At 50.7% G+C, this 23,410-nt stretch carries 14 protein-coding genes; 11 read left to right on the forward strand and 3 right to left on the reverse strand.

Annotation, left to right across the window (positions count from 1 at the left end):
- Nucleotides 1-27: 27 nt before the first annotated feature.
- The 3 genes from GWG06_RS11205 to GWG06_RS11215 form a co-directional block, all read right to left on the reverse strand.
- Nucleotides 28-1,695: a hypothetical protein gene (locus GWG06_RS11205; protein WP_160713345.1), complete on the reverse strand. Its 1,668-nt coding sequence runs from the start codon at nucleotides 1,693-1,695 to the stop codon at nucleotides 28-30.
- A gap of 224 nt (nucleotides 1,696-1,919) precedes the next feature.
- Complete coding sequence (locus tag GWG06_RS11210) at nucleotides 1,920-2,357, reverse strand: universal stress protein (RefSeq protein WP_160713347.1); 438 nt, start codon at nucleotides 2,355-2,357, stop codon at nucleotides 1,920-1,922.
- A gap of 39 nt (nucleotides 2,358-2,396) precedes the next feature.
- Complete coding sequence (locus GWG06_RS11215; protein ID WP_160713349.1) at nucleotides 2,397-2,969, reverse strand: TetR/AcrR family transcriptional regulator; 573 nt, start codon at nucleotides 2,967-2,969, stop codon at nucleotides 2,397-2,399.
- An 828-nt stretch (nucleotides 2,970-3,797) separates the two neighbouring features.
- Between GWG06_RS11215 and GWG06_RS11220 the strand changes: the two genes are divergently transcribed.
- From GWG06_RS11220 to GWG06_RS11270, 11 genes are all read left to right on the forward strand, one after another.
- The gene (locus GWG06_RS11220) at nucleotides 3,798-5,588 is read left to right on the forward strand and encodes an alpha-L-fucosidase (protein WP_160713351.1); all 1,791 of its coding nucleotides are present in this window, start codon (nucleotides 3,798-3,800) and stop codon (nucleotides 5,586-5,588) included.
- 14 nt (nucleotides 5,589-5,602) lie between these two features.
- Nucleotides 5,603-7,753, forward strand: a complete 2,151-nt coding sequence (locus GWG06_RS11225) for an alpha-galactosidase (RefSeq protein ID WP_160713353.1) — start codon at nucleotides 5,603-5,605, stop codon at nucleotides 7,751-7,753.
- Nucleotides 7,754-7,781: 28 nt separating this feature from the next.
- Nucleotides 7,782-9,125 (forward strand): alpha-L-fucosidase, encoded by a 1,344-nt coding sequence (locus GWG06_RS11230; protein ID WP_160713355.1) that lies wholly within the window; start codon nucleotides 7,782-7,784, stop codon nucleotides 9,123-9,125.
- A gap of 181 nt (nucleotides 9,126-9,306) precedes the next feature.
- Entirely contained in the window at nucleotides 9,307-10,764 is a 1,458-nt protein-coding gene (locus GWG06_RS11235) for a sulfatase family protein (protein ID WP_160713357.1), read from the forward strand.
- Nucleotides 10,765-11,234: 470 nt separating this feature from the next.
- The gene (locus GWG06_RS11240; RefSeq protein ID WP_158631538.1) at nucleotides 11,235-11,714 is read left to right on the forward strand and encodes a response regulator transcription factor; all 480 of its coding nucleotides are present in this window, start codon (nucleotides 11,235-11,237) and stop codon (nucleotides 11,712-11,714) included.
- 504 nt (nucleotides 11,715-12,218) lie between these two features.
- Nucleotides 12,219-13,328, forward strand: coding sequence for a glycoside hydrolase family 88/105 protein (locus GWG06_RS11245; RefSeq protein ID WP_160713359.1), 1,110 nt, complete (start codon nucleotides 12,219-12,221; stop codon nucleotides 13,326-13,328).
- 8 nt (nucleotides 13,329-13,336) lie between these two features.
- A complete protein-coding gene (locus tag GWG06_RS11250) occupies nucleotides 13,337-15,817 on the forward strand; it encodes a glycoside hydrolase family 2 protein (RefSeq protein WP_160713361.1) in 2,481 nt (826 codons plus the stop codon).
- A 15-nt stretch (nucleotides 15,818-15,832) separates the two neighbouring features.
- A complete protein-coding gene (locus GWG06_RS11255) occupies nucleotides 15,833-18,361 on the forward strand; it encodes a glycoside hydrolase family 95 protein (RefSeq protein ID WP_160713363.1) in 2,529 nt (842 codons plus the stop codon).
- A 2-nt stretch (nucleotides 18,362-18,363) separates the two neighbouring features.
- Nucleotides 18,364-20,223 (forward strand): alpha-L-fucosidase, encoded by a 1,860-nt coding sequence (locus GWG06_RS11260; protein WP_160713365.1) that lies wholly within the window; start codon nucleotides 18,364-18,366, stop codon nucleotides 20,221-20,223.
- 5 nt (nucleotides 20,224-20,228) lie between these two features.
- Nucleotides 20,229-22,019: a glycoside hydrolase family 36 protein gene (locus GWG06_RS11265; RefSeq protein WP_160713367.1), complete on the forward strand. Its 1,791-nt coding sequence runs from the start codon at nucleotides 20,229-20,231 to the stop codon at nucleotides 22,017-22,019.
- A 183-nt stretch (nucleotides 22,020-22,202) separates the two neighbouring features.
- A complete protein-coding gene (locus GWG06_RS11270) occupies nucleotides 22,203-23,357 on the forward strand; it encodes an alginate lyase family protein (RefSeq protein ID WP_160713369.1) in 1,155 nt (384 codons plus the stop codon).
- Nucleotides 23,358-23,410: the final 53 nt, after the last annotated feature.

Here is a 23,410-nt window from a genome sequence, read left to right on the forward strand (position 1 = left end):
CAGATTAACACCTGAGATAAGTACCATTTATTTTCTGATGACCCACCAGTTGGTGCCGTCTGTCTGAATGGTAACAAAGGTGTAACTGTTGTAGATGATATAGGAGCTGCCGCCTTCTATCTGTCCTCCGGTAGGCTGGATCGTAACGCCGTTGTCAATGCTGCCGGCCGTTTTTTTGATGGTGTATACGCGGCCGCTGATATTGGTCGCCGGCGGCAGCGTAATGGTAACGGCACTGCCGGAAGCATCTACCAGTACGGTATTATCTGTTTCGGTCAATGAGCCGGAGCTGTTCACAGATCTGATGTTAAGGGACATGGAGCCGCTTACCTGCAGGGTGGAATTAGCGCGTGTAACCGCTCCGATATTCGCGGTCTTACCAACGGACATGGAGTCGCGCAGTGTTTTATTACCGGCAAATGTCTGGGTGGAATCGTTTACCACACCGCGTGCGGTTGTGCTGGCGTCGGGTATGTTGATGGTTATTTTATTGGTGGTGGAAGTGCTGTCAATACCGATATCTGTACCGTTTTTGCCGGTGGCAAATGATATAGCCGGACCTGTTTGTCCGTTGATGGAGCGGATGCCGGCAGAGAAGGCAGAAGAGTCTACCAGCCTGTTTTCCAGTGCGCCGGTGGCAGGGTTCCTGAAGAGAACGCTGGTAACGGCAGTGCTGACGTTAGGCGGGGCGGTAGCGAGGGTAACGGGGCCGGTGATGTTAGCGCCGCCGGCAGTTACTTTTAATCCGTTTCCGGCAGTAACCGCTCCGGTAACACCCAGACCTGCGCCGATGTGGGCGCTGTCGCGGAATGATTTAACGCCGGCAAAAGTCTGGTCGGCGGTAGACACGGCGCCGGGGTTGTTAACATCAGCGGCGACCAGGTGCAGCACACCGGTAGCGCTGTCCAGTGTGAGCCCGTTTGCATTGGTGGGCGTGGTGATAAAAGCACCGATGGTGAGGGCTCTCTGTTTATTGCTGAATGCAGCCCAGTCTGCATAGGTAAGCAAACCTGTTTTCTGTGTAGTGCCGTTTACGATAGGTACGTTCATGGTGATGGTACTGTCGGCCGCATTGGTAGCAACACCGTAGGCCGCATTGGCGGTATCTGCCCGGATGGTAAATCCTTGTCTGGCTACGCCGTTGAGGGTGCGGATCGCATCGAGGAAGGCGGCGGCAGAGAGGTCCCGTTTATTGACAGTGCCGTTGGCCGGATCGATAACGAGTACGCTGACCAGGGAGGTGCTGGCGGGCACCTGTTTCAGGGCTACCGTCTGGGTGGCGCTGATATTGATGGCTTCCACCCCGTTGGTACGGATGGACAGGGGCTGCCCGTCGGATGTTCCGAGATAATTGGCGCTGGTGGTACCGGCGTTGCCTTTCAGCTGCCAGCTGCTGCCGGAGATGGTGAGGCTGTCAGCCAGTTTTGCCCAGTAGCCGGCACGGCGTACCAGCAGGCTCTGGTTGCCGGTAAAATAGATAATCATCCCATCCGGGGCGGTGGTGAGCGGGGCCAGGGTTGTATCAGGAATACGGGGCAGCAGCAGACCTTGCCGCAGGCTTTCCAGTTCGAGGATAGATGCCTTGTTGATAGTAGCCGGATTATCACCGATTTTCAGCTGCGCAAATGTGGCCGGGGCAACGAGTAACAGCAGCAACGCCAATAGCAGGCGCGGTAAGGAGTAGTGTTTTTTCATGGATAATTATTTTGAGCGTTTGGGGAATTGATGTTACAGACAATAAACACCTGATACCAGAAGAAGTTTGCTGGAGGGGGAAATGCCGGCGACGGCGGGAGCATTAATTAATTCATTATAAATATAATGAAATCGGGCACAAAAAAAAATCCCGGCATATTGCCGGGATATGGCAACAGCCACGGCCGTTACCGGATGTTATTGATTGTTGAGTGTTATTGTTGTTAGTGTGCTTCCTTGTTATAGGGCACAACGAGAACGGGTATACGTGCATGGCGGATGATGTATTCCGCGGTGCTGCCCACCAGCATATGATTCAGTCCGGTACGGCCATGGGTGCCTACTACAAGAATAGAGGTGCTGCCATTGTGTGCCCGGTCCAGCGTTTCATTTTTCGGGTTGCCGGTAGTCACGGTAATGCCGATGCTGGCGTCCGGGTACTTGCGCTTATACGTCTGCAGCATTTCTTCTGCCTCCCGCACTCTTGCCGGAATATCATCTGTAAATACCGGTCCTGCTTCCGGCAGTCCCAGTCCCATACCTATTTCCACCACGGTGAACAGGGTCACTACGGCATTCATTTGACCGGCCAGCTCAACACCGGTGCTGATCACGCTTTCAGAGAAAGGGCTCAGGTCAACTGCGATCATTATTTCTGACATATAAGACGTATTTATTGTGAATAAATATTCATTTATAGACTATGCTTTCAAGGCATCCCAGCAGAGTTCGAAAGAGGTATTTATTTTCGGTCTGGTGAGGGCAATACCGCTGTAATGGATCTGTTTTACCAGTTCGTTCATGGCGCCGATGATAAAGGTAATCAACATGGCGGAATCGATGTTTTTCAACAGCTGTTCTGCCTGTCCGCGTGCAATGAGTGCGTAGAAGGGGGCGGCCAGCTGTTGTGCCTTTTCACGGGTTTCTGCGGTGATGTACGGAGAGTGGTAGCATTGTTCCAGGAAGATCACTTCTTCGAAGTGCTGCAGCCGGTATTTGAGGATGTTGAGCCAGACGTTCTTAAATGCCGGCTTGAAAGGCTGTTGCGGATTATATCCCTTGAATGATACGGCTACCGACCTTTCCCGGCAGGCGGCAAACAGCGCGTTGATCAGTTCATCCTTTCCGGAGAAATAAACATATAAGGTTCCCGTGGCAATGCCCGCTTCTTTGGAAATATCGCCCATAGTAATGCCGGAAAGCCCTTTCTTAGCTACCAGCTTGAGTGCTGCCCTGAATATCAGGGCATATTTCCTGTCATCTTTCAGTTTCACCTTACAAATATAAGCGAATAATTATTCACTAAAAAGAAGAAATACAGCAGCATGGAAGTTATCATGAGGGAAAAGAAATGCTATATACGCTTTACAATAAACCCCCGTAGTGGAAACCACAGGGGCATTGAGTAGCTAGATGATGATTAAATCAAATCCTTTATCACCCAAGGACTTGATCTAAGCACTTTCGAAAAATTAGTCAACCATTGATGAAAAATACCCCATCGGCCTGGACAAGCCCGTGGGGGCATAGCTGAGATATTTGTTAGATGTATGCATTAACTACGTTTTGTTTTTTTCGTAACGCGGTGAATAAACAGCGTAATATTAAAGGCAATCTGCCCGGAATTGGTTAATTAAATCTTAAAGAGACGGGATTAACAGAATATGTTTAGCAGAAAAATCAGGAAAGATAGTACAGTAGGGATTTCTGGAGGAGTCTTCCTGTCAGCTGTTTTAGCAGAAAGCGAACACGGCAGGACACAAAAAAGCCCTTGCTGTGACAAGCAGCAAGGGCGGAAAAAACATTCACATGCCATCTGCAATCAGGAGATTAAAATCCGCAGATGCTATATTAAAAGCCTAATAGTTATCTTAAAGAACGAAATAAGTTGAATTACGCTTGTCACTTGTACAATTATAATCTCACATCTAAATTAGAAATAACAATCGGTATAATTGGTTAATTGTTCGTTAATGACGGAAGGAGTTTGCCGGCAGCCCCTTTCTTGTATCATTTTCCCTTTCCCTGATACCATTTTCCAGCTGCTTGCAGATACCACCGCTTATGCATAATTTTTATCGCTGCTTTTAAAATACCAGCCTATGTTTAACAGATCCGCGTTATTACTTTTACTCCTGTTCGGCAGCCTGTGCGTACAGGCACAGGATATGCCCGATATGTGGACCAAAGCAGCCGGCAACAATACCACACACCCCGGTCTTAAATGGTTCAGAGACGCTAAATTCGGCCTCTTCATACACTGGGGCCTCTACTCAAAACTGGGTGGCCGCTGGAAAGACAGCAGCTACTACGGCAGCGGCGAATGGCTCATGAACCGCGCCAAAGCCCCCGCCGGCGAATACGCCGCAGTCGCCAAAACATTCAATCCACAAGGCTTCAACGCGGAAGAATGGGCGCAGACAGCCAGAGATGCCGGTGTCAGGTACCTCGTCATCACCGCCAAACATCACGAAGGATTCAGTATGTACGACTCCAAAGTAACAGACTTTGATATCGTAGATGCTTCACCGTATGGAAAAGATCCCATGAAAGCCCTCTCCCGCGCCTGCCGCGAAAAAGGTATACCATTCGGATTCTATTACTCCCAGTTCCTGGACTGGCACGAACCGGACGGCGGTGGTAATACCTGGGACTTTCCCAAAGACAAAAAAGACTACCAGCAATACTATCGCAGCAAGTCGGTTCCGCAGCTGAAAGAACTCCTTACCAACTACGGTCCGCTTGGTCTGGTATGGTTTGATATGCCCGGCGGACTTACACCGGAACAAACCCGGCAGATGATAGACAGCCTGCGCATACTGCAGCCTTCCTGCCTCTTCAGCAGCAGGGTAGGGCACAACCTCGGCGACTACCGCGATTTCGGCGACTCGGAAGTGCCGCCGGTACCCATTCCCGGCGCATGGGAATCTATCTATACCCATAACGATTCCTGGGGGTATATTGAACATGACCTCAATTTTAAATCTCCCGGAGAAATTATACGCCTGCTCTCCAATGTAGCTTCCAAAGGCGGCAACCTCATGCTCAACGTGGGCCCCGACGGTAACGGCAAATGGCCGGCCTACAGCATCGCCTATCTGAAGGCCACCGGCCGCTGGCTGGATATCTACGGAGAAAGCATTTACGGTACCACCTACGGCCTCATTCCCGCGCAACCCTGGGGTGTCACCACCAGCAAACCCGGAAAATTGTATCTCCATGTATGGGAAATGCCCGCCGGCAGACAGCTGCGCGTGCCCGGCATCAATGCCCGCGTAAAATCCGTGAAGATACTGGGCAGCCGCCAGCCACTCACCTGGAAGCAATCTACGGCAGCCACCACCATACAGCTGCCGGTAACGTTACCGGATACACGCAATACAGTCCTTGTAATGGAATACAGCGGCACGCAGCAGGATCTTTCTCAGCTGCGTACACAGACCGTCAGCAGTGATTACCCACGCGCGGAAGTACCTGCAGTATGGGCCATCTACAACGGCGCTGCTACCAATAAACTGTTTACCTACTCCCATTATTTCGGCGACTGGAAGCACGACAACTGCGCGGCCGGTATGATACAACCTGCGGATGCGCTGGTATTTCCACTCGACATACAGGATGCCGGCGACTATAAAGTTGTCCTGGACTATGCCTGCGAGCCCGGTAACGCCTCCCAGCAGGGCGTAGTAACGTTGGCCGGCCAGCAGCTGCCCTTCCTGTCGCTCGCCACCGGCACAAACAACAGCCATCAGCCAATGATGTTTATTGAACATGCAGTGGGCATACTGCATATCAGCGAACCGGGCAAACATAACCTGACCATCAGACCCGTAGCCGGGAACAGGAAAGAATTATTCTGCCTGCGGAAAATAATATTACAACCAGTGAAATAAACTGTTAGTGACCAATGAAAAAAAACAGCATACTGCTGCTTCCCGCAGCCTTTATTTATTCCACGATGGCGGTTGCTCAGCAACCGGACTGGCTGATCAGCAACAAGCCGTACAAGGCGGCTGTAACAGAAAAAAACAAGGAAATTGTATTGTCCAACGGGCTGGCCAGCCGTAGCTTTCGTATATCCCCCAACGTGATATGCACGGATTTCCGCAACCTCACCAGCGGAGAACAACTGTTGAGAGCCGTGAAGCCGGAGGCGCGGCTGACTATTAACGGTCATGACTACACGGTAGGCGGCGCCGAAGGACAGCCGCAGCAGGCTTACCTGTTGCCTGGCTGGCTTGACGGGCTGTCGGCCGCAAAATCAGCTTTCGTATACGCAGGGCATCAGCAAACTCCGCTTGAAGCGCCTCTGGCATGGCGTCCCAGAGGCTGGCATGGCAATACACAGCAGGCGGGCGGGAAGTCCCTCGTATTCAGCTACCGCGCACAGGCAGCGGAGCTGACAGGCATCGACGTGAAAATACATTATGAGTTGTATGACGGTATTCCCTTGCTGTGCAAATGGCTGGAGATAGATAACCACAGCGGAAAAGCCATCGCTTTGCAGCAGGTAGTCAACGAAATACTGGCCACACCGGAAGAAGAATCTGCCGTGGTAGGCAGTACCCGACAGATGAAAACACCTCATGGTCTTTACATTGAAAGTAACTATGCCTTCAATAACGCCATGAAAGCAGATCTCAGCGATCAGACCACCCACTGGAAAGCAGACAGCAGCTATACCTCCCAGGTGAACTATAACCTGCAGACACCCTGCCTGCTGGAAGTACACCCGCATGTTCCGATAGGCATTACCCTGCAGGCAGGTGAACATTTCACCTCTATCCGCACCTATGAGTTGCTGCTGGACAGCTATGACCGTGAACGAAACGGGCTGGCCAAACGCCGCATGTATCGTACCATAGCGCCGTGGACCACGCAGAACCCCATCTTCATGCACCTCATCAGCACAGATCCAGTAAAGGTGAAGAATATCATTGATCAATGCGCCGCCACCGGCTACGAAGGCGTTATTCTCAGCTTCGGCAGCGGCCTCAATATGGAAGATACCAGCGCTGCCAATATCGCAAAATACAAGGCGCTGGCAGATTATGCGCATAGCAGAAAGGTATGGCTGGGTGGATATTCCCTGTTTTCCAGCAGGCGTATCAGTGATGAAGACGATGTCATTAACCCCGCTACCGGCAAGCCCGGCGGCGCTTTCTTTGAAAATGCGCCCTGCCTCGGCAGCAAATGGGGCCTCAGCTACCTGGCTAAAATCAAATACTTCATCACCGGCACCGGCTTCGATATTTTCGAGAACGACGGTCCGTATCCCGGCGATGTATGCGCCTCCGTCACACATCCCGGTCATACCGGCAAAGACGATTCCCAGTGGAAACAGATGCTGCTGCAAAAAGAACTGTATCACTACCTGAATGCAAAAGGCGTTTACATCAATGCTCCTGACTGGTACTTTCTCGACGGCACCCATAAAATAGGACTCGGCTACCGGGAAGTGAACTTCTCCCTCCCCAGGGCAGAACAGCTGATCCTGAACCGGCAGAATATCTTTGATGGCCTCTGGGAAAAAACACCTGCCATGAGCTGGGGATTTGTGCCGCTCAGTCAGTACCAGGGCGGTGGCGCCGCAGCCACACTGGAGCCGCTGAAAGACCACCTGGACGCATATGAACAACTGATGATGCAGTATTACGGTGCAGGCGTACAGGCCTGTTACCGGGGACCACGTTTATACGACACCGTTAGTACGCAGCAGACCGTGAGCAAAGTGATCTCCTGGTACAAAAAATACCGTGAAATCCTGAATACAGACATCATCCACCTGCGCCGCGCCGATGGCCGGGACTGGGATGGTATTATGCACGTAAGCGCCACACTGCCGCAACGCGGACTGGTAATGCTGTATAACCCCACGCAACAGGAGGTGACCAGAGAAATTGACCTGCCCCTCTATTACAGTGGTCTTACTGCCACCGCCCGCATCCGGGAAAAAGAAGGCCCTTTAAAATCGTATAGCCTTGACCGTTCCTTCCAGGCGCATGTGAAAGTAAATATACCCGCAGCAGGATATACCTGGCTTGTTATTGAACCGTAAATCAAACCGATATAAATACGCAGATGCTATGAAGAGAATTACACTTTGCACGCTTACCCTGCTGCTATTCCTGCTGAATACGCAGGCGCAGGAAAAGAAGATTTTTAATGAAACCGCCGCGCAGAAGGAACAACGTCTTGCCTGGTGGGTAAACGACCGCTTCGGGATGTTCATTCACTGGGGACTCTATTCCCTGCCTGCCCGCCACGAATGGGTGAAGCATAATGAACGGCTGACAAACAACGATTATCAGAAGTACTTCGATAATTTCAATCCGGACCTCTACAACCCCAAAGAGTGGGCGCGTATGGCCAAAGCTGCCGGTATGAAATACGCCGTTATCACTACCAAACACCACGAAGGTTTTTGTCTGTTTGACTCAAAATATACCGACTATAAAGCGACTAATACCGCCATTAAAAAGGACCTGATTAAAGAATGGGTAGATGCCTTCCGTGCAGAAGGACTGAAGATAGGGTTCTATTATTCCCTGATTGACTGGCATCATCCTGATTTCACGATCGACAGGGTACATCCGCAGCGTGTCAGCGATCCGAAGGAATATGAAAAGCTCAACAAAGGCCGCGATATGGCAAAATACCGTACCTACCTGCAGAATCAGCTGAAAGAGCTGATGACCAACTACGGTAAAATCGATATTCTCTGGACAGACTTTTCCTATCCCGGCGAGAACGGAAAGGGGCATGAAGACTGGAACTCCCTGGAAGTCATTAAACTGGTGCGTAAGCTGCAGCCCGGCATCATTATCAACGACCGCCTGGACCTGAACGAGTATGAAGATGGCGGAGATTTTGTTACGCCGGAACAGTATAAAGTAGCAGAATGGCCTACCCGTAACGGCAAACGTATCAATTGGGAAACCTGCCAGACCTTCTCTGGCTCCTGGGGCTACTATCGTGATGAAACCAGCTGGAAAGATAACAAACAACTGCTGGTATTACTGATAGAATCTGTCAGCAAGGGCGGTAACCTGCTGCTGAACGTAGGCCCTACTTCAAGGGGTTTGTTTGATACACGTGCACAGGACAGGCTGCAGGGCATGGGTGACTGGATGAAAGTAAACGGCCGTTCCATTTATGGCTGCACCGAAGCGCCTGCCGGCATCCAACGTCCTGATAATACGCTGCTGACCTATAATCCGGCCACCAGACGGCTTTATGTACACCTCCTGGACTATCCGCTGCAACGTATTGACCTGCCAGGTCTGAAAGGAAAGGTGAAATACGCACAATTCCTCCACGATGGCTCCGAAATTAAAATGAGAGACGGCGAAAAAAATGCGCTGACCCTGGATGTGCCAGTGCGTAAGCCGGATGTGGAAATTCCGGTGGTAGAACTTGTGCTGGAATAATTACGGGTCATTTTATTATTTTATTATTTGAGATTTACCTAAAAGCGAAGACCTGAGCAGATTATTCCGCTCAGGTCTTCGCTTTTAGGTAAATCTCAAATAATAAAATAATAAAATGATTCACAATTCGTAATTCGCAATTTTTTAATAAAAAATTCAGGAAGATGTATATTTTTATACTATGTGGTATTTACAGCGTTTAGCACTGGTATTATGCTTACAGGCGGGATTTATGGTGGCAGCTGCTGCGCCGCCGGAGGAGCGGCCTAATGTCATCATTATTTTCATGGATGATATGGGATATGGGGATTTGTCGTGTTATGCGGGATCTCCGTGGCAGACGCCTAATATTGACCGGCTGGCAACACAGGGGATGCGCTTTACTTATTTTTATGTGGCGCAGCCGGTGTGTTCTGCGTCAAGAGCGGCGTTGCTGACAGGCTGTTACCCGAACCGTGTGGGTATTCATGGGGCATTGTGGCCTTCAGCACCGATAGCGCTGGATACCACTGAGCAGACGATTGCAGGTATTCTGAAACAGGAGGGATATGCAACCGGGATGGTAGGTAAGTGGCATCTTGGAAGTAAAGCGCCCTGGCTGCCGTTGCAGCATGGGTTTGATGAATACCTGGGGCTGCCTTATTCCAATGATATGTGGCCGGTACATTACGATGGGGCGCCTTATGCCGATACCTCCAGGCATCCGCGGGCTAAGTATCCGCTGTTGCCTTTGATAGAAGGGGATAAGCCGGTGAAATTTATCAGGACGCTGGATGATCAGGCGCAGCTGACTACTTTGTACACATCGCGTGCCTGTCGTTTTATCAGAAAGCATAAAAAAGAGCCTTTCTTCTTATATATGGCGCATAGTATGCCGCACGTGCCTATTGCTGTTTCCGGAAAGTTCGAAGGAAAGAGCGGTGATGGCCTGTTCGGGGATATGATCAGTGAAGTGGACTGGTCAGTGGGAGAGGTAATGAGGACGCTGGAAGAAAACGGGCTGACAGACAATACGCTGGTGATATTTACCAGTGACAATGGTCCGTGGCTTTCTTACGGTAATCATGCCGGTAATACCGGCGGATTGCGGGAAGGCAAAGGATCTACGTGGGAGGGTGGTATCCGGGTGCCCTGTATTATCCGGTGGCCGGGGAAGGTGCCTGCCGGCGCTGTGTGTAATAAGATGGCGGCTACGATAGATCTGTTGCCTACGGTGGCGGGTATATGCGGCGCGAAGCTGCCACAACGGAAAATAGACGGGGTGGATGTAAAGAGCTTGTTATTCAATCAGCCGGACGCAAACCCGCGGGACGAACTGGCCGTATATTATGGAGTAAATAGCCTGGAGGCGATCCGTAAAGGGCCGTGGAAGCTGGTACTGCCACACAAGGGGCGTACCTATAAGCTGAATCTGCCGGGGTACGATGGTTTTCCGGGTGCTACGCCGGATGTGCCGGTGGGGATGGCATTGTATGATCTGCGCCGGGATCCGGGTGAAACCCTGGATGTACAGCAACAGTTTCCGGAGGAGATGAAAGCGTTGTTATTGATAGCGGAAAAGTACCGTCAGGATTTGGGAGATGATTTAACCGGAGTGAAAGGAAACGGTCGTAGAAATGCCGGTAAGGTACAATTATGACATATATAATTAAATATAATTTGATAGAAATTAGAGAAGTGCCGACTTTCAACTAGTTGATATTTAGCGTATTGCATTTTTGTTAATCCCCGAAGTATATAGAGATCATGCCATTATGATATAACCATAACTTTAATATAAAACAAATTGTATATTAGTATTTATTGAAAAACCATATAGTTATCCGATTGACTGCTGCTTGTAATTGTTTCAAATTTGTTTGGGGTATGGAAACCGTGTGAACATTCCATTATACAATTATTCAGCCATACCAGCTTCCTGACTTGCGGTTAAAAATGGAAGATTTTCATGCGAAATATACATAACCCAAAAAGAATAATATGAAAAAATTGCGGCCTATAAATGCTGGTCATTTGGGAGAAGGGGATGTTTATGAGGTTGCGGCATTGCATAGCGAATCATCAAAAGAGTTACAACAATTAGCTAAAGATATCTGTAACCTGGTTTTTATGGATATAGAGATACCTGGATTGACTGCGATTGAAGCTGCGAGCATCGTTAAAGCTGCCTATCCTGACATCAACGTGATTCTGCTGACCCTGAATGAGAAAGGCGAATCACTGAAAGAGTTGCCGGTGCAGGATGAAGGCTATGAGGTGGAACGTATACCACCCGTTTCCTTGTCGGAATTTATTTCGCAGGTGTATGAAACAGCACTGCAATCAAATATGGTGGCAGTGAACAAAGTATTGGCCTTTTTCCGCAGAGAGCAGAAGGTGACCACGGCTGGTGACCCTTACGGACTCTCTCCGCGCGAAAAAGAAATACTGCGATGCCTCGTGAATGGAGACACGTACAAACAGATTGCTGAGCACTGCCACATCAGTGTAGGTACTGTACGCTCCCATATCATGAATATTTATCGCAAACTGGATGTGAATTCCCGTTCCAATGCCATTGTAAAAGCAATGAAAGAGCAGCTGGTTTAATCCCGGAAAGCCCTTGCTCTGCCTGTTCGAAATGCTGAAATAAATTTTTGCGGAAAGATTGCCAACGGTCCTGACTGCCAATTGCCAGTATGAAAACTGATAGTAACATTGTCAGCCTCACAGCTTAGAAACTAACAGCCAACAGCCAAACAATTAGCAGCAATCATTAAACAGTCATATAGTCAAAAATGTATTGACCGCCACTCCTGAGCGGCCCGGCCACCTGCGTCCGCCGCCGCAAAAAAACACCGATAAAAGGCAAAATAATAGCGATGCTTATGCAACCGTTTGCATAACTTTCACTGTCGATAATGATACCTTCCGCCAGCAACACGTTATGAAACAGGTGTCATCATCAGATATACTTTGTGGATAAGGGTTACAGCCAAATGCAGCATAGCCGCTCCGCAATAAACGTTATGAACAGACATGCGCAGGACCCGCCGCAGCAAAGGCCCCCTGCCCGCAATTACTAAACAACATCTAACCGGCAACCAAAACACTATGCAACTGTACATAAAATATCTGCTCACTTTCTGCCTGTTTTATGCAATCCATTGCATGGTGCCGGAAACAGCCCTGGCACAACTTCCTGAGAAACAAGCCATCCTCTCCGTTATGCGCACTGTATGCGACCAGGAACTACGCGCACCTCATTACGCAGATAACTGGCAACGCAACCGCCTCAACAGCTGGATACCATCTTCCTTTTACCCCGGACTGATCGCCTGCTATCACGCAACCGGCGATAAAAAATACCTGAACGCCGCCGTAGCATGGTCAGCACAAAATGAATGGAAACCCGCTTCCCGCTTCCGGCATGCCGACGACCTCCTCTGTACGCAAACATATTTCGACCTGTACGCGATCCTGCAGCAACCAGAAATGCTGGCGCCCGCAAAAGCACGCCTGGACTCTATCCTGGCAGCTGATACCATCTCCGGGCGTGATGACTGGCACTGGTGCGATGCGCTATACATGGCGCCTCCGGCCTGGATACGCCTCAGCGCCATCACCGGGGATAAAAAATACAGCCGCTTCATGTACAGGCAATACCTGGATGCTGTATCTTTTTTACAGGATAAAAAAGATACCCTGTTCTTCCGGGATAAAAATTTCTTTGAAAAGAAAGCCGGCAACGGTCAGCCGATATACTGGAGCCGAGGCAACGGATGGGTCATCAGCGGCATTGCCCGCATGATAGATTATCTTCCGGCGAAAGGAACAGCTACCAGCACTTTTAAATCACTTTTCCGCGCCCTCGCCGCGAAAATTACGCCGCTGCAACTACAAGACGGCCTGTGGCCCATGAGTCTCCTTGCACCGGAAGATTTCCCGCAGCAGGAAACCAGCGGCTCTGCCATGTTCTGCTATGCCTTATTAAAGGGTATCAACAGCGGCTGGCTGCCGGAAAAGGAATACCTGCCCGCTGCCCTCCGCGCCTGGCAAGCATTGGTGCAAACCGTGAATACACAAGGTATCCTGGAACATGTGCAGCCGGGTGGCGCAGCACCCTATGCCTTCCCGCCGGAAGCATCACAGGCATACGCTGTCGGTGCTTTCCTGCTGGCAGGCAACGAATTACAGATATTAACAGCCAGAAAAAAATCGTAAACGGATATATGAAAAGAACTGGATTTTTGTGGATGCTGCTCTGCGGAGTGCTGGCCTGCTATCATGCCGGAGCTCAGCAATCTGTGCGCATTACGCAGCAATGGGAGTTTCTGAGAAGCGACCTCGGAGGTATATGGGAGGCTGTAAGGCCCGCGGCTGAAGGCAGCCCCGAATCAGTGCCGTTGTGGACAACCATTACCCTTCCGCATTGCTTCAATGCCCGCGATGCGGCAGAGCCCTCCGAAAACTACTACCAGGGCCCCGGATGGTACAGAACCCTGCTCGATATTAAAAATCCTTATCAGCAGGGCCGTACACTCCTGCATTTTGAAGGAGCCGGACAGAAAACTACCGTCTACGTATACACGACGAAAATAACTACTCACACCGGTGGCTATGATGAATGGACTGCCGATATTACAGATGCCGTGCAGGCATTCCTTAAAAGCCCGGAAGCAAAGCGTTTCAAAGGAAAGGTGCCGGTGTCTGTGCGCTGTGATAACAGCCGCGACCTGGAAATGATTCCTTCCAGCATGTCGGACTTTAACGTATACGGCGGCTTATACCGCTACGTTAATCTCGTTTATGCGCCACTGTTATCTTTCGATAATATACAGCTGCAGGCGGTAACAGATGCTGCGGGAAAGAACGGCGCCCTCGCTGTCAGCGCTTCCTTCCGCAATCCTGCACAGGTTACAACGGCCACGCTGGAACTACGCCTGCTGGATCCGAAGCAGCAGGTCATAAAGGAAATACGCCAGGATATACAGATCCGTTCCGGTGAACAGCATCTGACAGACATCTCCATAAAAAAGCCTGCATTATGGTCGCCGGAAATGCCACAGCTCTATACTGTACAGGCCAGGCTTACCTCTTCAGCCGGCGTCGCTGAATGGAGCGGTCATACCGGATTCCGCCATTTTGAATTTGTGGAACACGGCCCTTTCCTGCTCAACGGCAAACGCCTCCTGCTGCAGGGCACGCACCGCCATGAAGATCATGCGGCAGTAGCTGCTGCCATGACGGAAGATATGATCCGCCGGGAAATGACGCTTATCAAAAACATGGGTGCGAACTTCATTCGCCTGGGACATTACCAGCAATCACGCATCGTATTGCAGCTGTGCGACAGTCTCGGTATACTGGTATGGGAAGAAATACCCTGGTGCAGGGGCGGCCTCGGCGGCGAAACCTACAGGCAACAGGCCCGTAATATGCTGACCAGCATGATTAGCCAGCACCGGAATCATCCCGCTGTTATCCTCTGGGGGCTGGGAAATGAAAATGACTGGCCTGGTGATTTTCCTGAATTTGATAAACAACAGATCCGCACATTTATGTCGGAGCTCAATACCATGGCACACCAGCAGGATAGTACCCGGAAAACTACCATCCGCAGATGCGATTTCTGTAAAGATATTGTAGACGTTTATTCTCCTTCTATATGGGCCGGCTGGTACCGCGGCCGTTATACAGAATACAAACAGGAAAGCATAAACGAAATTGCGAAAGTACCGCACTTCTTTCATGCAGAATGGGGAGCGGACAGCCATCAGGGCCGGTTTGCAGAAGCCCCGGAGCAATTTATCAGGCAGGTGGCCACCGGAAAAGGTGCGGATGAACGCAGCGGGGATTTTGCCCTCACTGGCGGAAACGCCCGTGCATCCAAAGATGGCGACTGGTCCGAGTCGTACGCTGTGAACCTGGTAGACTGGCATCTGAAGGAACAGGAAACCATGCCGCAACTCACAGGCTCCGCCTATTGGGTATTCAAGGATTTTTCCACACCGCTGCGCCCCGAAAACCCGGTGCCTTATGTAAACCAGAAAGGTATTGTGGCGCGTGATCTTACCCCGAAGGAAATCTATTACGTGTTTCAGTCGTACTGGCTGAAAACGCCGGTAGCACATATTTACGGCCACAACTGGCCGGTGCGTTGGGGTAGTGCCGGAGAAGCAAAGGAAATACGCGTATACTCCAATTGCCCGGAAGCAGAACTGTTTGTGAACGGCAAAAGCCAGGGCGTGAAGAAACGTAACAGCCAGGACTTTCCGGCAGCTGGTCTTCGTTGGCAGGCGTCGCTGAATGAAGGTGCAAATCATATCAGGGTAGTAGCGCGTAACGGTAAGCAGACCGTTACCGATGAACTCACCTGGCAATACCAGACCGCTTCATGGTCGGCCCCGCGAAAGCTGCTGCTGACGCTGGATACCAGCTGGCATGAAGCAGGTACGTTACGTATCCTTGTAAAGGCTGTGGATGAAAAAGGGGTGTTATGCCTGGATGCCGCCAACCGCATCGAATTTTCTCTCGCCGGCGATGGCCGGCTGCTGGACAATCTGGGTACTGCCGGTGGTTCCCGCGTGGTGCAACTGGCAAACGGACAGGCATCTATACTGGTGCGGCCGGACAGAGAAAACCCGAACAGCGTAGTAGGCGCTGCCGGCAAAGGATTGGAAACAGGCGCGCTCATGATCTCTCATCAATAATAAAATAAATGCCCGATGATAAAATATGTTTTAGGTTTTGGATTGGTGCTAATGTCCTGGCAGGCAAATGCCGCAGCACCGGAAGATTCGCTGTTGCGGCTCTGGTACCGTCAGCCTGCGAAACAGTGGGTGGAAGCGCTTCCCGTGGGTAACGGCCGTATCGGAGCCATGGTTTTCGGCGGCGTACAGAAAGAAGAACTGCAGCTGAATGAAGGCTTCCTGTGGTCCGGCACACCGCGCGACGGCGATAACCCGCTGGCAAAGACGACACTGCCACAGATGCGGCAGCTGCTGTTTGAAGAAAAATATATGGAGGCCGACAAGCTGGCGAAAAAGATGATGGGTACTTACAGTGCCCGCTATCTCACGCTGGGAAGCCTTTTTATTGAAAACGATATTCCGCAGGAGGCCACCGGTTACACACGGGAATTGAATCTGACGAAAGGTGTCAGCAGCGTGAAATACACGGCTAACGGTATCGACTATACGCGCGAGGTATTTGCCAGCTATCCCGCACAGCTGCTGGTGATTCGTTATACGGCCAGCAAGCCCGGCGCACTACACTTCCGTACCAGCTTTGCCAATCCCATGCCGCATGTGAATAAAGCGGTGAATAATCACTATATCGTGATGAAGGGCCGCTGTCCGGAATATGTGGCCAACCGGCCCTATGAGCCGAAACAAATCGTATACGGCGAAAAAGGTATCAATTACGAAGTACATGTGGATGCACGTACCACCGGCGGAAAAATCACCGCGGATACAGCCGGTATCCGTATCTCCGGCGCTTCTACCGCTATACTGCTGGTATCAGCAGGTACCAGCTATAAAAGTCCGGATGACTGGGCTGGTAACCCGGCAACCGCTGCCACAGCTCCTTTGAAGAAAGTACAGGCCGCCAGCTACGAAACATTATTACAGGCGCACCTGGCGGATCACCGGCAACTGTTCAGCAGAGTACAACTGAACCTGGGAACAGACGGCGGTGAACAGCTGCCTACAGATGAACGGTTGAAAGCATATACCAGGGCCGGCGGCAACCGCGATCCGCAGCTGACAACCCTGCTCTTTCAGTACGGACGGTACCTGATGATTGCCGGCTCCCGCAAAGGTGGCCCCGCGCTGACGCTGCAAGGCTTATGGAACAAGGAAATGCAGCCGCCATGGGGCTCTAACTATACCATTAACATCAACACTGAAATGAACTACTGGCCGTCCGAAACCGCTAACCTGTCGGAATGCGGACAGCCCCTGTTCGACTTTATCCGCAAAATGGCTAAACGCGGACGTGTAACCGCTGCCGTTAATTACGGCGCTAACGGCTGGACAGCCCATCATAATACAGACATCTGGGCCATGACCAACCCCGTTGGCGGCTTTGACTACGGCGATCCCAACGGTAATCCCAAATGGGCCATATGGCCAATGGGCGGAGCATGGCTGACGCGTCACCTGTGGGAACACTATCTTTTTACCGGAGATAAAGCCATGCTCGCAGCCAGTTATCCCGACCTGAAAGGCGCCGCCGAATTTATGCTGGACTGGCTGATAAAAGATGCAAACGGTCAGTGGGTAACCAATCCTTCCACTTCTCCCGAAAATAACTTTCTTATCAACGGTAAGCGGGAAGGCTCTGTGAGCATAGCTTCCACCATGGACTTGTCTATCATTCATGACCTGTTTACCAATACCATCCGTGCCGCTGAAACACTGGGACAGGATGCTGCACTGGTGACACGTATCCGGGAGAAGATGAAAGATATGTATCCTTTCCATGCCGGACAATACGGACAATTGCAGGAGTGGTATAAGGACTGGGACGATCCTAAAGATACACACCGTCACGTATCTCACGTGTATGGCCTGTTTCCGGGTAACTTCATTAATCCCAGAAGAGACAGCATTCTATCGGGAGCGGCTAAACGTAGTTTGCTGCTGCGTGGCGATGGCGGTACCGGCTGGTCCAAATCATGGAAGATCAACTGGTGGGCACGCCTGGAAGACGGTAACCATGCCTGGACCATGCTGAATAAGCAGCTGTTCCTGGCCGGCGGGCAGGAGGTAAGTGTGGCCGATAACAGCGGAGGTTCTTACCCCAATCTCTTCGATGCACATCCGCCTTTCCAGATAGACGGAAACTTTGGCGTTACCTCCGGGATTGCTGAAATGCTGCTGCAGAGCCACGACGGCGTATTGCACCTGTTGCCGGCACTGCCTGATATATGGCCTTCCGGCAGCGTAAAAGGTCTGAAGGCGCGCGGTGGATTTGAAGTAGATATTGTATGGAAAAACGGACAGCTCACACACGCCCGGATAACGTCTTCACTGGGAGGTAACTGCCGTATTCGTACAGCCCGCACCGTTATGGTAAACAGTGAAGCGCCGGCGGCAGCTTCCGGAAAAAATACCAATGCATTTTATCCTTTGCCGCTGCCGGTAAAAACGGTAGTGAAGGATCAGGGCAAACTGGCTTCCGTAGCGCTGAAAGCAGTATATGAATACGATGTGCCGACTACTGCCGGGAAAACCTACGATATAAAATAAATATGAAGAAACTGATTCTGAGTATAGCCGTCAGCGTTATGTACTTCTCGGCATCTGCACAGGTGAAGGGGGATGACGATGGCGTTCAGGCACAAAAAGCCGCTGACCGTGATAAAACGGCCATCGATAATGCCGTGCATGGCTGGTGGGATGCTTCCATGAAGGATCATGATGCCCGCATCGCCTGGTGGCGGGAAGCCCGTTTCGGCTGCTTCATTCACTGGGGCGTATACTCCGTACCCGGCGGGGAATGGAATGGTAAAAAGGTAGAAGGCTATGCTGAACATCTCATGCGTAAAGAGAAAATCAGCCGCAGTGAGTATGCATCCCGCCTGATTAAAGGATTCAACCCGGAGCATTTTGATGCAGACGCATGGGTACGTATGATAAAAGCCGCCGGTATGCGCTACCTCATCATCACCGCCAAACATCACGATGGTGTAGCCATGTATCCTACCAACATAGGTGATTACAGTATAGCGGCCGCGCCTTTCCACCAGGACCCTATGGCTGCATTATCTGCCGCGTGTAAAAAATATGGTATCCGTTTCGGCTTCTATTATTCCCATGCCTTCGACTGGGAGCATCCCGATGCACCAGGCAACGACTGGGATTATGATAATCCGGGCGGCGATAGAAACCTGCATGGTGGCGCAACCTGGTACAATGTCCATCCGGAGCTGCTTCCCAAAGCAGTGAGGTATGTGAACGAAAAGGCCATCCCACAGATACGGGAGTTATTAATGCGTTATCATCCTGATATATTATGGTTTGATACGCCGCATAAGCTACCCCTGAGCGAGAACATACGTATCCTGCAGGCAATACGGGAAACAGATAAAAAGGTGGTGGTAAACGGCCGGCTGGCACGCTCCGGCAACATTTCCTTCGGGGACTATAAGAATACTGCCGACAGACCGGCGGAGTTCTATCCTGTTACCGGCGACTGGGAAGCGATTCCTACTACCAATGAAAGTTATGGGTATTCAAAGACAGACAGCAGTCACAAGCCAGCTTCCTTTTTTATCCGCCTGATGGCAAAAGCGGCTGCCAGAGGTGGCAATTTGCTGATGAATATAGGGCCTGAAGGCGATGGCTCCATTGATCCGCGGGATACGGTGATCCTTCACGGAATCGGCGCCTGGATGCAGCGTAATGGGGAAAGCATTTATGGTACCACCGCATCGCCGCTGCCACCGCAACCCTGGGGCGAAAGTACCCGCAAGGGAAATAAGCTCTATCTGCATGTTTTCCAATGGGCATCCCCGTTATACATAGGCGGCCTGAAAAGTAAAGTGAACAAGGCTTATCTGCTGGCTGGCAAAAAAGTACTGCCGGTTACACGCGTGAACGATAGGGATATTACGGTTACCCTGCCCAAAGCAGCGCCTGATAGCAGTAACAGCGTGATTGTACTGGAGATGGATGATATACAGGCAGACAGCGTACGTGTACTTTCCTCCGGCGGTGGCGGCAACCGGCTGCTGGCTTTTGACGGCACCCTGCACGGGAAAGGACTTCAGTACGGCGACGGAAAGCAACCTGCATATTATGTTTTCGGGTGGAAGAATACCGGTCAGTATATCAGCTGGAAGGTACGTACCACGGCTGCTGCCACTTATCAGATTGGTATTAAGTATGCCGTGGACGCCAACTCCGGCGGTACTTACAAAATTCGTATAGGCGATAACGTAATAACCGGTACCGTAAATCCGGCTGCCGGCAAACAACAGATAATTACCGGCACTTTGCAGCAGGTTTCGCTGCCCGCAGGGGAATATGACATTACGATTCAGCCGGAAGCAATAAAAGGCGCAGAACTGATGCGGCTATTTGAGATAACAATCCAACCAAATTCATAACCACGATGAAAAAGAACAAGCTGCTGTTACTGGGCTGTTTGCTGCTGGGGCATACCATTGTCCGGGCAGGAGAAACAGACCGGTTTGTAAAAGCCCTGAAAGCCAGCCAGGCTACCGTAATTCAGGCCAATGGCACTGTAGCGCCTGCCAGTATTAAGATTATACGCAACTGGAATAATAACTTATGTCAGGTACGTATAGCCAACACCGGTAGTGTTCCGGTCAGACTCAAAGAAGTTATTCTCTGTACTGCCGGAAAGATATTACCAGCTTCAACGCCTTTTTATGCAGAAGGCTTCCAGATGCTGACCCAGACTGCCGGTACGCTGGAAAAACCGGTGACATTAGGCAATTATACAGATGCCGGTCACTATAAAATACCACAGCCGCAGGGATATCTGGCGGTATATAACCTGTTGCGCCTGTATCCGGCCGGCGATGCGCAGCTATTGCTGGGATATACTTCCAGTAACCGTTTTGCAGGCAGATTCTATATTTCAGCCGATACCATCAAGGCAGCTATGGACCTGGAGAATATGGAACTGGCGCCAGGTAAGGAATTCAGGCTGGAAGAGCTGATGGTAACAAGTGGAAAGGATGGTAATGAGCTGCTGGAGAAATTTGCAGCACGCATTCAGCATTTTCATCCCAGACTGGAGTTTAAGGCGCCGCCTGCGGGCTGGTGCTCCTGGTATTGCTTTGGCCCAAGAGTTACAGCACAGAATATTTACGATAACCTCGACTACATCAAAACCAATATCCCTTCACTGAAATATATTCAGCTGGATGATGGTTATCAACCGCATATGGGCGACTGGCTGGAAGTAGGCAGTTCCTTCGGCGGTAATGTGCAGCAGGTGCTGCGCACCATCCATGATAAAGGGTTTGAGCCTGCAATATGGGTGGCTCCCTTTATCTGTGACAGCAATTCTGTTATATTTAAAACGCATAAAGACTGGCTGGTAAAAGACAGCAGCGGCCAGCCCCTGCGCAGTGACCTGGTTAGCTTTGGTGGCTGGCGTATGAAACCCTGGTATGTACTGGATGGTACGCATCCGGAAGTACAGCAGCATTTTCAACGTGTATTCTCCACGATGCGGAACGATTGGGGCGTCACTTATTTCAAGCTGGATGCCAATTTCTGGGGCGCTATTCATGGTGGTGTGTATCACGACCGGCAGGCAACCAGGATAGAGGCTTACCGCCGTGGTATGAAGGCTATTCTCAAAGGAACGCGCGATGCGTTTATTCTGGGCTGTAATCAGCCGATGTGGCCTTCTCTGGGGTTGGTGCACGGTTCCCGCACCAGTATGGACATTAAACGAACCTGGACGGTATTTGAACGTTCCGGCCGTGAAAATCTGTATCGCTCCTGGCAGAACGGCCGCCTCTGGTGGAATGATCCGGACTGCCTGGTGCTTACCGGCAATATGCCCGACAACGAATATAACTTCCACGCAGCGCTGATATACGCCACCGGCGGCATGCTGCTCAGCGGCGATGACCTGACGAAGATCAGTCCGGAGCGCCTCAATATGCTGCGTAAAACCGTTCCGCCGGCCGCCCATGCAGCCGCTTTCACAGATACCAATTTCGAAACCGGCATCCTGAAAACAACACAGGGCACCAGCATCATTCTCCTGAACTGGCAGGATCAGCCCAAAAAAATATCAGTGAAACTGGACAAACCCTGCGAACTCCTTGACTACTGGACAGGGAAAAGCCTGGGTACCTTCAGCGGCAGCTACACCGCAGAACTGGCCGGACACGACGGAAGAGTTATCTCTGTAAAATAATAACGGAAGATGTTAGCGGAAATATCCCCGCTAACATCTCCCTAAAAATTTCCCGGAAAATCTCCGCTAAAAACTCCGCTAAGTTCTCTGCATAAAACATCGCTGATCAACAAAAAATTTTCGCTAAAATCTCCGCTCATCATTCGCAATTCGTAATTCGCAATTCGTAATTAAAAAAATCATATGCGTTCCTTCCTCACTCTCCTTCTTTTCTTCATACTCGATCCTGTCCATGCTCAGCAACCTTTACTGCAGCAGGTTTTAAAGGATACCCGTCCGGCGGTGCTGCAGCGGGCGAAATGGGCCATGCAACAAACACCGGAAACCATCACTGCGTATAGGTGTGACCGTAGTGCTGGTGGAAAGCATGATTTTTTTTCAGAGGGAGACTACTGGTGGCCGGATCCTGTGAGTAAAGACAGTCCGTATATTCAGCGGGACGGACAATCCAATCCGGATAATTTTGTGAAGCACCGGGAGGTGATGATCCGGTTCAGCCGGGTGATGGGAGCGCTGGCTGCCGGCTATGTTGTCAGCCGGGATAAGACGTATCTGCATCAGGCATTGCTGCATGCGCGGGCCTGGTTCCGGGATAGCGATACGCGGATGAATCCTCATCTGTTATATGCACAGGCCATTAAGGGGCGGGCAACCGGCAGGGGTATCGGTATCATAGATACGATTCAGCTGCTGGAAGTAGTGCAGGCGTTGCGTATTATGGAGAAGGCAGGAATGATACCTGCGGCGGATCTGGTGGTATTCAGACAGTGGTTCCGGGATTACCTGCAGTGGTTAACAACGCATCCTTACGGGAAAGATGAGATGAATGCAAAGAATAATCATGGCACCTGCTGGGTGATGCAGGTAGCTGCTTTTGCGTTGTTTGTACAGGACCGGCAGCTGATGGATTTCTGTGCAGACAGGTATAAGAATGTGTTGTTGCCATCTCAGATGGCGGAAGATGGCAGTTTCCCGCTGGAGTTGAAAAGAACTAAACCTTACGGCTACTCGTTGTTTAACCTCGATGCCATGAGTACCGTATGTCAGCTGCTGGGCAGTGCGGGATATGATTTGTGGCAGTATACGGCAGCAGGAAAAAATATGGCAGCAGGAGCGGCTTTTATGTATCCTTTTGTAAAGGATAAACGTAGCTGGCCTTATGCAAAAGATGTGATGTACTGGGAGGAGTGGCCGGTAGCGCATCCGTTTCTGCTGTTTAATGCAGCAGCATCCGGAAACCGTGATTACTACCGGTTATGGTTATCGTTACCGCATGATCCGCAGGTAGAAGAAGTACTGCGGAATCTGCCGGTACGCAATCCGGTGATATTTCTCTAGTTTCTCCCTTTGTTATTGATAAATTTCTGAAGAAAGCAGTTCAAAATGTTCAT

The sequence above is a fragment of the Chitinophaga solisilvae genome (genome assembly GCF_009928525.1).
In the GTDB taxonomy this organism is placed as follows: domain Bacteria; phylum Bacteroidota; class Bacteroidia; order Chitinophagales; family Chitinophagaceae; genus Chitinophaga; species Chitinophaga solisilvae.

What these genes read in the sequence shown, in the direction of transcription:
- GWG06_RS11205 (WP_160713345.1), bottom strand. Translation starts at nt 1,695, where the DNA reads ATGAAAAAACACTACTCCTTACCGCGCCTGCTATTGGCGTTGCTGCTG.
- GWG06_RS11210 (WP_160713347.1), bottom strand. Translation starts at nt 2,357, where the DNA reads ATGTCAGAAATAATGATCGCAGTTGACCTGAGCCCTTTCTCTGAAAGC.
- GWG06_RS11220 (WP_160713351.1), top strand. Translation starts at nt 3,798, where the DNA reads ATGTTTAACAGATCCGCGTTATTACTTTTACTCCTGTTCGGCAGCCTG.
- GWG06_RS11225 (WP_160713353.1), top strand. Translation starts at nt 5,603, where the DNA reads ATGAAAAAAAACAGCATACTGCTGCTTCCCGCAGCCTTTATTTATTCC.
- GWG06_RS11230 (WP_160713355.1), top strand. Translation starts at nt 7,782, where the DNA reads ATGAAGAGAATTACACTTTGCACGCTTACCCTGCTGCTATTCCTGCTG.
- GWG06_RS11235 (WP_160713357.1), top strand. Translation starts at nt 9,307, where the DNA reads ATGTGGTATTTACAGCGTTTAGCACTGGTATTATGCTTACAGGCGGGA.
- GWG06_RS11240 (WP_158631538.1), top strand. Translation starts at nt 11,235, where the DNA reads ATGGATATAGAGATACCTGGATTGACTGCGATTGAAGCTGCGAGCATC.
- GWG06_RS11245 (WP_160713359.1), top strand. Translation starts at nt 12,219, where the DNA reads ATGCAACTGTACATAAAATATCTGCTCACTTTCTGCCTGTTTTATGCA.
- GWG06_RS11250 (WP_160713361.1), top strand. Translation starts at nt 13,337, where the DNA reads ATGAAAAGAACTGGATTTTTGTGGATGCTGCTCTGCGGAGTGCTGGCC.
- GWG06_RS11255 (WP_160713363.1), top strand. Translation starts at nt 15,833, where the DNA reads ATGATAAAATATGTTTTAGGTTTTGGATTGGTGCTAATGTCCTGGCAG.
- GWG06_RS11260 (WP_160713365.1), top strand. Translation starts at nt 18,364, where the DNA reads ATGAAGAAACTGATTCTGAGTATAGCCGTCAGCGTTATGTACTTCTCG.
- GWG06_RS11265 (WP_160713367.1), top strand. Translation starts at nt 20,229, where the DNA reads ATGAAAAAGAACAAGCTGCTGTTACTGGGCTGTTTGCTGCTGGGGCAT.
- GWG06_RS11270 (WP_160713369.1), top strand. Translation starts at nt 22,203, where the DNA reads ATGCGTTCCTTCCTCACTCTCCTTCTTTTCTTCATACTCGATCCTGTC.